The organism is Flavobacterium tyrosinilyticum, assembly GCF_023656565.1.
Classification (GTDB): domain Bacteria; phylum Bacteroidota; class Bacteroidia; order Flavobacteriales; family Flavobacteriaceae; genus Flavobacterium; species Flavobacterium tyrosinilyticum.
Genome location: NZ_JAMOKG010000003.1, coordinates 480543 through 494852 on the forward strand (window position 1 = coordinate 480543; position 14310 = coordinate 494852).

Annotated in this window: 11 protein-coding genes; 9 read left to right on the top strand and 2 right to left on the bottom strand. The window is 31.5% G+C overall.

Annotation, left to right across the window (positions count from 1 at the left end):
- Positions 1-282: 282 nt before the first annotated feature.
- The 9 genes from NCC77_RS16495 (at position 283) to NCC77_RS16535 (ending at position 11295) form a co-directional block, all read left to right on the top strand.
- Positions 283-1044 (top strand): hypothetical protein, encoded by a 762-nt coding sequence (locus NCC77_RS16495; protein ID WP_250836580.1) that lies wholly within the window; start codon positions 283-285, stop codon positions 1042-1044.
- A gap of 457 nt (positions 1045-1501) precedes the next feature.
- On the top strand, positions 1502-2338 hold the full coding sequence (locus tag NCC77_RS16500) for an SMP-30/gluconolactonase/LRE family protein (protein WP_250836581.1): 837 nt from the start codon (positions 1502-1504) through the stop codon (positions 2336-2338).
- Positions 2339-2579: 241 nt separating this feature from the next.
- The gene (locus tag NCC77_RS16505) at positions 2580-3458 is read left to right on the top strand and encodes a helix-turn-helix domain-containing protein (protein WP_250836582.1); all 879 of its coding nucleotides are present in this window, start codon (positions 2580-2582) and stop codon (positions 3456-3458) included.
- A gap of 536 nt (positions 3459-3994) precedes the next feature.
- Positions 3995-4561 (top strand): 6-phospho-3-hexuloisomerase, encoded by a 567-nt coding sequence (gene hxlB, locus NCC77_RS16510; RefSeq protein WP_250836583.1) that lies wholly within the window; start codon positions 3995-3997, stop codon positions 4559-4561.
- A 35-nt stretch (positions 4562-4596) separates the two neighbouring features.
- A complete protein-coding gene (hxlA, locus tag NCC77_RS16515) occupies positions 4597-5238 on the top strand; it encodes a 3-hexulose-6-phosphate synthase (protein ID WP_250836584.1) in 642 nt (213 codons plus the stop codon).
- A gap of 1116 nt (positions 5239-6354) precedes the next feature.
- Positions 6355-7446, top strand: coding sequence for a sensor histidine kinase (locus NCC77_RS16520; RefSeq protein ID WP_250836585.1), 1092 nt, complete (start codon positions 6355-6357; stop codon positions 7444-7446).
- 6 nt (positions 7447-7452) lie between these two features.
- On the top strand, positions 7453-8781 hold the full coding sequence (locus NCC77_RS16525) for a sigma-54-dependent transcriptional regulator (RefSeq protein WP_250836586.1): 1329 nt from the start codon (positions 7453-7455) through the stop codon (positions 8779-8781).
- A gap of 485 nt (positions 8782-9266) precedes the next feature.
- Positions 9267-10247 carry a helix-turn-helix domain-containing protein gene (locus tag NCC77_RS16530; RefSeq protein WP_250836587.1) on the top strand — a complete coding sequence of 327 codons (981 nt, stop codon included), beginning with the start codon at positions 9267-9269 and terminating at the stop codon, positions 10245-10247.
- A gap of 34 nt (positions 10248-10281) precedes the next feature.
- A complete protein-coding gene (locus tag NCC77_RS16535; protein WP_250836588.1) occupies positions 10282-11295 on the top strand; it encodes a helix-turn-helix domain-containing protein in 1014 nt (337 codons plus the stop codon).
- 67 nt (positions 11296-11362) lie between these two features.
- Here NCC77_RS16535 and NCC77_RS16540 read toward each other — a convergent pair whose 3' ends face one another.
- Positions 11363-13339 carry an OmpA family protein gene (locus NCC77_RS16540; RefSeq protein ID WP_250836589.1) on the bottom strand — a complete coding sequence of 659 codons (1977 nt, stop codon included), beginning with the start codon at positions 13337-13339 and terminating at the stop codon, positions 11363-11365.
- Between the two features lie 22 nt (positions 13340-13361).
- The gene (locus tag NCC77_RS16545; RefSeq protein ID WP_250836590.1) at positions 13362-14279 is read right to left on the bottom strand and encodes a PorP/SprF family type IX secretion system membrane protein; all 918 of its coding nucleotides are present in this window, start codon (positions 14277-14279) and stop codon (positions 13362-13364) included.
- Between the last annotated feature and the right edge of the window lie 31 nt (positions 14280-14310).

The following is a 14310-nucleotide window of genomic DNA, read 5'->3' on the forward strand; positions in this document are numbered from 1 at the left end:
CTATAAATCTATACAAATTACACACATTTATAAGATTTGAGACAGAATCGTGGCGCAATACAAATTATCATTTAATAATTATAATTCTACTAAAGTCCCTCGTTAAACCTTGTTATGGGAAGTTTTTTTTAAAGTTTTAATGTGAAATGGAAACCTATATTCTACAGTTGAGATTTCTTTAAATATTTCTCTTAAAAGGCTTTTTTGCTATATTAGCTAAATAGTTAGAATCTAATACATGTTTTAATAATTAGCGATATTTCATAAACAAACTAACAGAGAATGAGATTAATAAAGCAATTTAAAGATAAGTTTTTAAATCTTTACGACAATTTTACTAATGCTGATTCCAGTTGGGAGAATAGAGAATATGATTTTTACTTGATTTTTGGACAGGTTGACGAGGAAAAATCTCCTTGGATAAAAACAAATTGGAAATCGAACTTTGAACCCTATTTTGATTTACTGGTAAAACAAAGCGAATTTTTAAAAGAAACAGGAGTTAGGGCAACTAAATGCAAACTTGAAAAACGTGTCTCTAAAAAGGACAACAAAGAATTTGTCTATCATTCTGATTTAAAGCTTGGACGGCTTAAATGGAATGAAAAATCACACGAAAAGTGGACGATGTCTGATAACACGGAGAATTACTTTCTTGATTTCGAACTTTGGTCACCGATTTGGACAATTTGCGAAAAAAGGCAAAGTCCACCAGAAATTTATATTTCAATTTCTAATCAAAGAGATTTTGAAAACAAAAGGCATATTGAATTTGGATATTTCATTGTAGTTGCAATTGCCAAGAGTTTAAATCTTGATTCCAGACCTATTTTGAAAAAGCTATCGGAAAGGATAAATTCCAAAGCAACAATTTTGAAAACAAGAAGATGGGGTAAGCCTGAAAAAGCAGGGAATTGGACTTTCGGAAATTGGATACAAGATACTTTTAGCAGTGATATTTATAAAAATAAAAATTTACATTCGTTCCAATTTGAAGAGTTAGAATTTGAACCAACATGGGAAGTAGTATATCGAGATAAATAAAAAAGAAGAAATTAAGTATAACAGCTGTGACAAAAAATATAAAACCTCAAAAGAAATATTTAGAAAACAAAAAAAGCTTCAGATCTATCCGAAGCTTTTAATTTGTTGTGGGAAAAGGGCTCGAACCAACATCTTATTAAATACTTTTCCTCTAATTTTTAGCTTATTAAATCATCAGCAATCAAATAACCATAAGACCACAAGTACTTTCAAATGGACAACACACTCCGGCTATTTGCACCGTTAAATTTTAAAAGTGGTTATTTTTAGTTATTGTGGCTTCCTTAGTAAGGAGTTACTTTTACGAATAGTATATTCGAAAGATTAATAAGTTTTTGCCTTTTGCAATCAACAATCTCTTTTTCAAAGGAATGCCAAAACTTAGCATGACTAAATTAAGTTTTCATTTTAAACAACCTGAAACCAAAATTTAGTACAACCATTTAAAGATTCAATAATGAAAAAAATAGTTCTCATTTTATTTGCAACCTTAATTTCCGCAATCACTTTTAGTCAGAACATTACCAAAGAATGGGTATCAGATTCTCTTTTCTTAAAACCTGAATCTGCACTTTACGATTTTTCAAAAAAGATTCTCTACATCTCAAATATAAATGGTGAATATCTTGCGAAAGATGGCAATGGATTTATTTCCAAACTTAAAACAAATGGCGAAATAGAAGTTTTAAAATGGGTTGATGGATTGGATAACCCTCAGGGAATGGGATTATATAAGAAAAAATTATATGTTGCAGATATTGACAGAGTCGTCCAGATAAATACTGAAACGGCTAAAATTGAGAAAGTATATCATGTAGATAATGCTAAATTCCTTAACGATATAACAATAGATGCCAACGGAGATATTTACGTTTCTGACTGCTTTGGCAACAAGATCTATAAAATAGCAAACGGAAAAATAAATGTATGGGCTGAATCTGGTTTTCTTTCTAAACCAAATGGATTGTTATGCACTAAAGAGGAGCTCTTAGTGCTGAATATGGAAAGTAAAACTGCCTTCGCTATAAATAAATTGACCAAAAAATCTCATCAGATTTTTAGCGGAATTGATAATCTGGATGGTATTGTCAGTTATGGCAAAAATGGGTATATAGTTTCGGGAGCTTGGCAGGGACAGCTTTTTACTATTGATTTAAATGGAAATAAAAATTTACTAATTGATTTAGGTAAAGAAAACATCATTACTGCCGATATTGAATATATCGAAAACGATCATTTACTCATTATTCCTACTCTAAATAAAACAGTAATAGCCTACCGATTACTCGACTAAAAGGCTATTTTTGACGCTGCTGTCTTCAATCCTAATCTGGAAAATACATTTTTAAACACTTAGAAATGGAGCAAAATCAAAAGATTTTTAACTTGTTTAAATCCTAGAGTTGCACTTTAAAAAAAACAGCTTAATAGTTTTTCTTAAATTTGCAGATTACTCCTATTGTCGCTATCTATTGTCTAAAGATGATGGGACAAAAAGAGAAAAACTTGACATTACAATACATATATTTTAACAAATGGATTTAAAACGGTTTAAGCTTACACAGAACATCCAGAAGCAGGAGGATACAAATCTGTCTTTTCGGGTTTTTGAAATAAGCGATCTCAATATCAGCGAATATCTAAAACCGCATAAAAATGACCATTTTTACATCTTAATAGTTGAAGCTGGAAAAATTGACATCCAAATTGAAGAAAAAGTTTTTAATTTAAAATCTGAGAAAATATCAATTGTTTTCCCAGGCCAGATTAACTTTATATCCAACCCCACCAGTGACCTTAAAGGCAAAATAATATTATTTGAAGAAGTATTGTTTTGCTCTGATATATTGAAAAATGAATTAAGCCCTTATAATGTAAACCTAACGGCAAATCTAAACTGCAGCGCGCTTTCTAAGGAAGAGTTCATACAGGCATTATCACTTATTGAACACATCCGAGTTATTTATAATAATCCAAGTCTTGTGCGAAAAGAGCAGGCTCGTTTTTACATTAAGATATTCCTGCTGGGACTTATTGAATCAGTTCACGGCCAGCATCCCGTATTGCACCAAAAGACCAATCAGCATCTTTATATCGGTTTTAAAAAACTGCTAAATGAACAGTTTAAAAGCCAGCGCACGGTACAGTATTACGCATCAGAACTTGGCATTACTCCAAAAAAACTTAATGATATAACTAAAAAACACTGCGCAGAAACAGCAATTAATGCCATACATAATCGAATCCTAAAAGAAATAAAAAGACAGCTGCTATTTTCTGATTTTTCGCATAAAGAAATTGCATTTGATCTCGGCTTTAGTTCTCCGTCTGCATTAAATAAATTTGTGAAATCAAAACTCAAAGAAACACCGACAGAACTTCAAAACGAATTGTCGCAAATTTACAATGCATAGTATTATTTTTATATCATAGATCCGAGTGCATACAGCTAAACAGTCCTAACCATAACGCCCTTTTTCTTTTACCCTATTCTATAATAATTTATATCTTGCATCTATTCTTCAATAGAAAAATAGTCTATGCTCAAAACTTATAAAAAATTTTTATGAGATTGATCAATTATTTTATTCTGCTCTGGAAAGTTAAATCAGCTTAATCCATCAACCAATTATTGAATCCCATTCACGCAGTTTTCCGAATCTGATTTTATAGCGCTGTTCTGGATAAAACAGGCGCAAATTTATACCGCGTTGTCTCATATGTATAACATCCTCCCTTTCTGCTGATTTATTTTTGCATCAGCAATCAGAATTTAGTATAGTTCCATATAAACTTAAAAAAAACATTCAGAAATAAAGCACTTCAATTCAATTGGATTGGATTGGCATTACAATATTCCATAATAAATTCAAAAATCATCACTAAAATAATCCTGTCCTGTTAATAATTTTACAAAAACAGGCTGGTTCCAATACTTAAAAGCAAACAGATGAATAAAAAAAATTCGACAAGGGAAAACCTAGAGACTATTTTAAACGAAAATCTAAAATTAGCGGACCAGATTAATCAGCAGGAAATAGATTTTCTGATTCACGAAATTAAAGTTGCAAAACGAATCTTTATCATGGCTGCCGGCAGAAGCGGACTGGCATTAAAAATGGCGGCAATGCGATTTATGCACTTAGGCTACCATGTCTATGTTGTAGGAGAAATTGTAACACCTGCAATTCTTGAAGGAGACCTTCTACTGGTAGCTTCTGGATCTGGAACTACATCATCTGTACTTTCAGCCGTCGAAAAAGCAAAAACACAAAAGGCAAAAATTTTAGCAATTACGGCCGATGCAAAAAGCAGACTGGCACAATCATCAGATAGTATACTGCTAGTCAATGCTGCAACAAAAACGGATTTCGGCATATCAGTTTCCAAACAATACGCAGGAAGTCTTTTTGAACAATTTACACTGTTTATACTGGAAAGCATTTTTATGAGCCTATGGCAGGAATCTGGCCTAACCAAGGAAGACCTCTGGCCTAAACATGCTAACCTGGAATAACTTTTTTATAATTAATTTTTTTTAAACATTTTAAAATGACAAAATTACAAGTCGCAATTGATTTACTTACTACAGAGGCAGCATTAGAACTTGCAGGTAAAGTAGCACCTTATGTAGATATTATAGAATTGGGTACGCCCCTTATTAAAGCTGAAGGCCTCAGAGTTGTAACAGCCATGAAAGCTGCCTTTCCTGACAAACTAGTTTTTGCAGATATGAAAACTGCAGATACTGGTGCTTTGGAAGCAGAAATAGCGTTTAAAGCCGGTGCTGATCTAGTTACCGTTATGGGTACTGTAGATGATGCAACCATAAAAGGTGCTGTAGAAGCAGCAAAGAAATATGGAAAACAGGTTGTAGTAGATACTATCGGTGTTAAAAACAGAGTTCAGAGAGCAAAAGAAGTAACTGAATTTGGAGTAGCTTTTGTTGAATTACACGCTGGTCTTGATGAACAGGCATTACCTGGCTATTCTGTACAAACGCTAATTGCTGAAGGAAGAGAAGCAAAAGTTCCCTTTTCTGTAGCAGGCGGTGTTAACATCGATACGATAAAAGATGTTGTAGCTGCTGGTGCAGATGTAGCTGTGGCAGGCGGTGCCATATATGGCGCTGAAGATCCAGCCGCTGCTGCCAAAGCACTAAAAGAGGCAATCAGCAGTGTAACTGCTCAATAATTGACTTTAATAAGGCTGAGCTTAATTCATATTTGCTGCAGCCTTATTATTTTTTGTGCAAAATAATACTTTAGTTACTATATCCATTATGAAGAACACATTCAACATTGGAATCATCGGTCTGGATGTTATGTGTCACAACCTGATCTTGAATATTGCAGATAATAAATTTGAGGCCTAATGAATTCCCTTACCTATTTTGATACCTACAGATCTGAGATTCTTCTAACACGACTTATATAGGTATATCTATAAACACATTGATGCTGAAGAAATGTGTCTTACTAAAAAACTATCCCAAAGCGCATCTCAGCGTTTTATTGTTTAGTATCCCAACACTAAAATTTAAAATATTCTTATAATTCTTTCCAGATTATAATCCAGCCAGATGTAATTTTTTTTGTGGCTTCCATACCTATGTAGCTCATCAACTTTATAGGTTATACCCTTTATTATAATTGCATCGTAAAATCTATTGTAATTAAAACAATTCTTTTTCAAGAATATTATAGCTGAAATTTTCAGTATGTTTTTTTCAGCTGAAAACAAATCTTGAAATAGTGTTCCTAAAGGCTACCACAATTATTACAAAAAAACAATTAGAAATAAGCTTTTTATCAACCACTCTAAAAAACTTTCTTCAAACTAGAATCAACAAAAATAAAAAGAATCAAAACTAAAAGAGACAAAACACAAGGAGATCCCTAAATAAAAACCTAATTTTCATTTTGTTACGTTTTTTTGATTTGGGAAATATTTAATTTAAATTCTATAAAAAATTATCAGCCATTGTGGTATTTTGTTTTCAAATCATTTTTTCACAACAAAAAATATTTGAAACCAGTATTATTTTCATTTTTTAAACTATCCAAAATAAGGCTTCATTGCATTTTAAATCCTAACCATTTTCCTTTTTACTATTTGCATTTTTTTTACAAAAAATCATTGTCAAAACATACCCTTAAAAGTTAAAAAAGTGACACAATAAGACTATAACAAAAAACTTTATTTTACTTATTTTCAAATCATTAACAATTAACTTTCTTTTATTATATAGTCAAAAATATTTATTTAATTTTGGATCCATTTTACAATAAAAGCAAATAATTTCTTACAATGGATTTACAGTTTACAGAAGAAAATCTTAAAGAAAAAATTAAAGAACTAACTTGTCTTTATGAAATTTCTAAGATTATTTCCAAATCTAATTCTATACATATTCAAACACTTTATGAGATTATTTTTAGTACAAAAAAGGCATGGCGTTATAATCTTGATGCCGTCGTAGAAATTCATATTTTAGATTACCATCTTTTAACATCTGAGAAAAAATATCCTAGTATTTTTCAATGCAGTATTGTACAAATTAAGGATATGGATTCTGGATATATTAAAGTTCATTATCCCTCTGCAAAATATACAGAGGATGATTTTAATGAAGATGAGCAGAAAATTCTAGATACCATTGCAATAGAAATCGGAAATTATATTGAAAAATTTCAGACACTGGAAAAAAAAGCCGTGTTAAGAAGAACCATAGAACGTATGGAACGTCTTTCCTTGCTTGGCGAAATGACTGCAGGAATAGCACATGAACTAAATACGCCATTAGGTAATATTTTAGGTTTTGCAGAACTTATAAAAGAGCAAAATTCCGATCCCGAAATTAGTGCTGATATTGATATCATTATTAATTCGGTAATCTATTCCCGAGAGATTGTCAAAAAACTCATGTTCTTTTCTTGCGAAATGCCTCAAAAATTAGAATTACAAGAATTAAAGCCTATTATCGTTTTTGCCTTGTCTTTTCTAAAATCTAATTTTCAGAAAAAAGCAATTAAACACGAATTGATCTTTGAGGATGACACTATAATGGCAAAGGTCGATTCGGTTCAAATTACTCAAGTATTATTTAATCTGCTTATAAATGCTATTTATGCCTCGCCAGAAAAAAGCACTATTAAGATAATAGTAGATCATGACGAAACTAATCTTTATCTAAAAATAGAAGATCAAGGAACGGGAATTCCAGATGCAATAAAAGAAAAAATATTTGAACCTTTTTTTTCAACCAAACCTGTCAATTATGGTTGCGGTCTTGGTTTAAGTGTAGTTCATGGCATCATTAAAAATCACAATGGAGAGATTACGCTTCAAAACAATTTTCCAAATGGATCGATTTTCACCATTCGCATCCCTTTATCTTAAAACAAAATGACTTTTAAAAAAGAGAATATATTAGTTGTCGATGACAATAATGATATGCTGGATTTAATTCAAAGACAATTAAAATCTTTCAATTATCGAACTTACAAAGCTTCTTCTGTAAATGAAGCCATTGAAGTCTTAAAAAGTTCAGATATAGACTTACTGATTAGTGACCTCAATATGCCCAATATAAATGGACTTGAACTATTAAAATATGCCGAGGAGCACTTTCCAGCAATACCAAAGCTTGTAATATCTGGAATTCCATCTGTTTACAATGTTGTAAACGCAATGAAATCGGGCGCATTAGATTACTTAACAAAACCTTTTACAAGCGAAGAACTCCATAAAACCATTTTAGATTCACTTAAGAAAAGAACACTTGTCCCTAAAGCTTCTACTAATTTTCTAAACTTGGATAATGAAAAATCGTATGGAGGTCTTACTGGAAATTCGCATCAGTTTAGGGATTTAGTTGAAACAATCAAACGCGTAAAAGATACAAAGGCAAATGTTCTTATAGAAGGAGAAAGCGGTACCGGAAAAGAAATGATTGCAAGAGCGATCCATTTTACCAGTAAACTTGCAGACCAGCCCTTTATTGTAGTAAACTGCGGAGGAATACCCGAAAGCCTTATAGAATCTGAATTATTCGGACATCTAAAAGGCTCTTTTACAGGAGCTTCAGAAAACAGAATCGGCTTATTTCAATCTGCTTCTGGAGGCACTATTTTTTTAGATGAAATAGGAGACGCGCCTTTGTCTGTACAGATTAAACTATTACGAGTTATTCAAGAAAAAGAAATTCTACGAGTTGGTGCAACAAAACCAGAGAAAATAGAGGTCAGGATTTTATGTGCCACAAACAGCAATCTGGAAGACATGGTTCTAAAAGGCACTTTCAGAGAAGATTTATATTATAGAATAAACGTTATTACTATTAGAACTATTCCTTTACGAGATCGAAAAGAAGATTTATTGACCTTAATTCATCTTTTTATAGAAAAGTATTCTCTTGAATATAATAAATCGAATGTTCAAATAAATGAAAAAGCAATCGAAGTTCTAATGAGATACAACTGGCCAGGAAATATAAGAGAACTTGAAAATGTAATTCATCGATCGGTTATTATGAGCGATGACACCATTACTTTGGATCATATTCCCGAAAATTTAAAATACCATATCCAGTCTTCAGATACACTTTTTAAGCCTTTAAAAGAATATGAAAAAGAGCAGATCCTAAAAGTCTTGGCAGCTGTTAACAATAACAAAACAAAAGCGGCGCAAATCCTGCAAATTGATAGGAAGACTTTAAACCAAAAAGTTCTTTAAAAAACGGGGATATATTCCTCAACCGTTCAAAATCTACCTAGACGATTTACACGTTTTAAAATAGACCAGAATACAATTTACTGATTTACAAATTAATACAAAAAGAGGCATACCGTTTGCCTCTAAAAGCCTAAAATGTATTAAAATAAATCAAATTAATTAAAAACGGTCTAAGGTGAAATCAATATTAAACTTCATTTCAATCACATATTCCCAGTATGTTAAAGAAATTGAGAATAGATTCTCTAGCAAATTCAAGTTTGCCTATTTAGTACTTCCAAAAATTATAAGTACAGTGTTTTTATTAGAAATAAAGAACCAAACAGCATTGTAATAAAAATTCAACTGTAAATTTTACTGCATACTGCTTGATGTTTTCAAGTTATCAACAATTACAACATCACTAATTACCAATAACTTATAAAACAAAAAAGTTATTTAATTTCTTAAAAAATCTTAACTTTATAACACAAATCCACATTTCCATGAAAATAATTAAACATTATTATGATGCAGATCTTACTTGGGTAGAGCATTATGCTGCACAAATTGGAGGAAAAATCGAAGGAAACTTTATAAGACTCCCTGAGGATTCCCAAACAGGAATACGATATTTTTTAGATTGTGGCGATGGTATTCTAGCCTATTACATCAATGTAGAATACAAAAGAAACTACCAATTAATACAACAAAATTTGAATCAAGATTTTGTTGGATTTTATTACAACTTAACAGAAGGGGAAGCTACCGTAAATACAGACCATTTTATGTACAATGTTGGCAGATGGAAGTACAACCTAGCTGTTATTGATGGATCTTTGGACTCAGAATATAATGTCAAGAAAGGCAGTAAAACTTTTGCCTTATGCTTTTTTATCAAAAAAAGTATGTTAAAGGCTTTTACCCAAAAAAACGGTATTGCAATTCAGAATATCGACTCTCTACTTGATCCAAAAGAAAATACGATAATTCGGTTTGACAGAATGACCAGCGAAAGCTATCATATTTTAAATGATTTGAGAAAGCTGCCAGTTGGAGGAGCTATTTTCGATCTGCACTTAAAAGGCACTGTCCATTTATTAATTTCAAATTACCTAAAAAAATTAGCTACAAAAAAAATCATTGCTCAAACAGTTAACAAAACAGACTTAAATCATATTATTGCGATACAAATGTACTTAATTGAGCATATTAGAGATCACTTTCCAAGTATAACGCAGATGGCCAAGATGGCTAATATGTCTGAATCAAAATTTAAAACCTTATTTAAGAAAATAACAGGAGATACGGCCAATGTTTTTTTTATGGAAAACAAATTATTACTTGGTAAAGAACTTCTTGAAAACAAACAGCTGACGATTTCTCAGATTTCAGATGAACTAAATTTTACTAATAACTCTTATTTCGCATCAAAATTTAAAGAACATTTTGGGTTGTCTCCTAAAGCATTTTACAAACAATTGTAAAGGAGTGCCAATAATTAATCGTAATAAATAGTCTATGAGAAAATTTACGCATTCCTATACTTTAACTCCAGAATGGCAATATGATTTAGTTAAACAATTGGGCACAGAGCTATTAGATGATAAACTGATTATTGTACCCAAAGATATTGGCAAAGGCTTTTTTTATTTTTCTCAAGTCATGGAGGGTATATCTGTTGTGTACGCCGATTTAACTGCAACAGTGCCTATCAAACTAACGCGGCAAAAATCTAACAATGAAATTTTCATTTTTCATTTTGATTTAAGCGAGCACATCAATCTTATTAAGATTAATAATATTGATTATGAAATAGGTTCTTTTAATCAATTGGATCTTGCGATACTTGACAATGAAATCGAAAGTTCTTTCAAGCCTTCTGTTAATGAACAAACAATTGCTTTAAGATTGTTAATAGACAAAAAACTCTTGCATGATTTTATTCGGGGGTTTGAAAAAAAAGAAAATTATTTTGTGAAAAGCAAAACAAACAAAAAAACATTCTATCACTATGGCAATATTGACAGCAATAGTATACTTTTAATTCAATCTATAAAACAGAAATCAGTTCGCGACTTAACTTTTGATTCTTTTATAAAAGGTGTTTCCTTAAAAATATTAGGCAATTTTTTTAATAAATTTTACGAAACAAAAAATAAAAGTGTATCTCTAACTGAAATTGAAAACGAAGCAATTGAGAAAACGAAGAATTATTTATTAAATAATTTATACGGACCATTTCCTTCCTTAACTTTCTTGGCAAGTATGGCAGGAATGTCTGCTTCTAAATACAAAAATCTTTTTAAAACGCGTTACAACAATACGCCAAAAAATTTATTTATAGAAGAAAAAATAAATCTTGCCCAAAAGCTCCTTAGAAGCGGAGAATATCCTACTCTAACTGCAGTTATGTATGAGCTTAATTATACCAAACTCACCTATTTTTGCACTAAATATTTTGAACAGCTTAAAAGAAAACCTACTGATGATTTTATAAAAAAACACCAAGATCCAATAAAAAGTGAATCTTAAAAAATAGTATTAAAAAAGCTGCTGGTAATATTTCTATTAACCAGCAGCTTTTTTTTAAAGAAGAAAATTATTTAAAGTTTATGATAAATTCTGAACGTCTATTTAATTCATGTTCTTTTTCAGAACAGTTTACTCCATTTGAACAATGATTTAATAAATTTGTTTCACCAAATCCTTCACCACTAATTCTTTCTTGTGCAATACCTGAATTAACGATATAATCAACTGTAGCTTTCGCTCTATTCTCAGATAATTTCATATTAAATTCATCTCTTCCTCTACTATCCGTATAAGAATTAACTTTAATAGTTATGTTTGGACGATCTTTCATTAAAGCTACAACTTTATTTAATTCTTTTTTAGATGATTGTCTAATGTTGTAACCATTCAAGTCAAAATAAATAGGATTTAATTTTAATTTTTGTGTTAAATCATCACCATCTTTAATTTTCACTTTCTCACCATCAACAACAACTTCCATTTCTTTAGTGATTTCGAAACTAATTTCTTTTTTCTCTAAAGGTTTTAACTGCTCTGTATTTACCGTTTTATCAGCATAAGAAGTTTTTGTATACAATGCTCTGTAATTTTGATATGGATCTACAGCAATTTTGTAATTCCCTGCATTGTCAGTTGTAGTTGTTCCAATACTTTCATCGTTTGAATTAAACATTTGAACATTGAAACCTGCCACTGGCTTACCATTTTCTGTAATTGTTCCAAAAATCAGTGATCTAATATCAAAATCAAAAATTACAGGTTTATTTTCCGTGAAACTATAAATGTTATCATTTCCATCTCTATTTGAAGAGAAATACCCTTTTTTACTATCAGCATTAATAGTATAAGCAAAGTCATCTGAACCTGTATTTACACCATCACCTACATTTACGACATGATATTTTCCTTCAGCATCTTTCATTGCTGCAAATACATCAAGTCCGCCTAATCCTGGATGCCCATCTGAGGCAAAATATAAAATACCTTTTCCATCCATATAAGGATAAGTCTCACGACCTGGAGTATTAATTTCATCACTTAGTTTCGTAACGTCATTTCCAACTAGAGCTCCTTTTTTCAAACTTACTACGTACAAATCTGAGTTACCAAAACTGTTGTTACGATCTGATGCAAAATACAATTGCGTTTCATCTGGGCTCAGTGCTGGATGTCCAGAAGAAAAACCATCACTGTTTATTGGATAAGGCAGTTCTTTAACATTTTTCCACTCTCCTTTTACATTTTCGGCAACATATATTTTAAGATAATTAGTACCATTTCTATCCGCTCCTAATTTCCCGTCAATAAAGTTATTTCTGGTAAAATACATGTATTTACCGTCTTTTGTTACTACAGCACTACTTTGGTGATATTTTGTATTTATATCTCCTTTAACAGGAGCTGCGTCTTCTAAACCACCGTCTGTAGAAATTTTTGCCGAATAAATTTTCATAAATGATTTTTCATTCCAGCTGTGTTTGCGTTTTATAACTACTCCGGTATCTCTTGCTGAAGCAAATAAGACTTTATCTTTACCATCAAATGCAGTTCCAAAATCAGAAACTGGAGTATTAATGTTTACTGGTTTAAAATTGTAACGACCTGATTCTTTTTGAATATCCGCCATTAATTTTTGTTCTTTCCAGTTTTCACTTAAATCTTTTTTACCAGTCATGGCATAATACTTTTTCATTACAACATTGGCTTCGTTGTATTTTTTAGTATTATTTAACGCCTGAGCGTATCGAAAATAAAATTCTGAATCTACGGCTTGTCCTGAATTAAAAACTTTTGAGTAAGAATCTGCTGCTTCTGGATATTGGCCGTTAAAATAATAGCAGTTACCTAGCTTGGTATACACTTCTAGTGAGTTATTCCCCTTCTCTACCAGATTTTTGTATAATTTACCTGCTTCAATAAACGCAAACTTATTGTAGACTTCATTTGCTTTTTCAATCTTTTTATCCTGTGCCTTAACAACTCCAATTTGCATTAAACAAACACAAAGTATTGTTAGTACAGTTCTTATCTTATTAGATATCATTTTTTATCCTAGTTTATAGTTATTAAAAGAATCTTGGAGTAACCAGTCTATACTTGGTTCCAGAAAACAAATCGAAACGAAGGAAGATTTCATGAGATCCTGAATTGTAGTTTCCAATTTTCTGTGTATCATAATCATAAGCGTAACCAATATTCAGTCCTGAAGTAACTTGAAAACCTGCCATTGCACTTACCGCTGCATCCCATCTGTAGGCTGCTCCTAAAGTCAACTTTTCATTGAATAAGAAGTTTGCAGATAAGTCTACTGCTAAAGGCGCACCGCTAACCATTTTTACCATTGCTGCTGGTTTGAATTTTAGGTTCTCGTTAAGATCAAAAACATAACCTCCCATGGCATAAAAATGCATTCTTTGTGAAGCGATAGACGTTTTTACATCATCATAAAATTTAGTCTCTAAAATCATTGGTACAGATAAACCTGCATACCATTTTGACGAATGAAAATAGATTCCGGCTCCAAAATTTGGAGAGTTTTTAGTCATAATACCAGTAAGATATTGATCGTTCTCATCTCTTACATTAAGTTTATTATTATCTACCTGCATAAAATTACCAGATGCACTAATACCTAGAGATAAACGTAAATCTGCCGAAAGCTGAATTGGATAGGAATAGTTTGCCGTTAAGGTTGTTTCCTGCGATGGGCCAATTTTATCACTTACTACAGACAATCCTAATCCCTGGCCATTTTCAGAAATTGGTGCTTCTATAGATAAATTGGCTGTTTTTGGAGCTCCATCCAGCCCTACCCACTGTGTTCTGTATAATCCAAAAATACTTGGTAAACCTCGGGTTCCAGTATATGCCGGATTGATAGTCATCGTATTGTACATATATTGTGTATATTGGGATTGCTGCTGGGCCGAAACCTCAAAAACTCCCAAAACAAATATTGTCATTACATAAAAAATTTTCTTCATTAGTTCTAATTCTTTAACACTTAGATTATTA

Bases quoted from the DNA above. Each gene is read 5' to 3' on its own strand.
- NCC77_RS16495 (WP_250836580.1), top strand. From the start codon at position 283: ATGAGATTAATAAAGCAATTTAAAGATAAGTTTTTAAATCTTTACGAC.
- NCC77_RS16500 (WP_250836581.1), top strand. From the start codon at position 1,502: ATGAAAAAAATAGTTCTCATTTTATTTGCAACCTTAATTTCCGCAATC.
- NCC77_RS16505 (WP_250836582.1), top strand. From the start codon at position 2,580: ATGGATTTAAAACGGTTTAAGCTTACACAGAACATCCAGAAGCAGGAG.
- hxlB (WP_250836583.1), top strand. From the start codon at position 3,995: ATGAATAAAAAAAATTCGACAAGGGAAAACCTAGAGACTATTTTAAAC.
- hxlA (WP_250836584.1), top strand. From the start codon at position 4,597: ATGACAAAATTACAAGTCGCAATTGATTTACTTACTACAGAGGCAGCA.
- NCC77_RS16520 (WP_250836585.1), top strand. From the start codon at position 6,355: ATGGATTTACAGTTTACAGAAGAAAATCTTAAAGAAAAAATTAAAGAA.
- NCC77_RS16525 (WP_250836586.1), top strand. From the start codon at position 7,453: ATGACTTTTAAAAAAGAGAATATATTAGTTGTCGATGACAATAATGAT.
- NCC77_RS16530 (WP_250836587.1), top strand. From the start codon at position 9,267: ATGAAAATAATTAAACATTATTATGATGCAGATCTTACTTGGGTAGAG.
- NCC77_RS16535 (WP_250836588.1), top strand. From the start codon at position 10,282: ATGAGAAAATTTACGCATTCCTATACTTTAACTCCAGAATGGCAATAT.
- NCC77_RS16540 (WP_250836589.1), bottom strand. From the start codon at position 13,339: ATGATATCTAATAAGATAAGAACTGTACTAACAATACTTTGTGTTTGT.
- NCC77_RS16545 (WP_250836590.1), bottom strand. From the start codon at position 14,279: ATGAAGAAAATTTTTTATGTAATGACAATATTTGTTTTGGGAGTTTTT.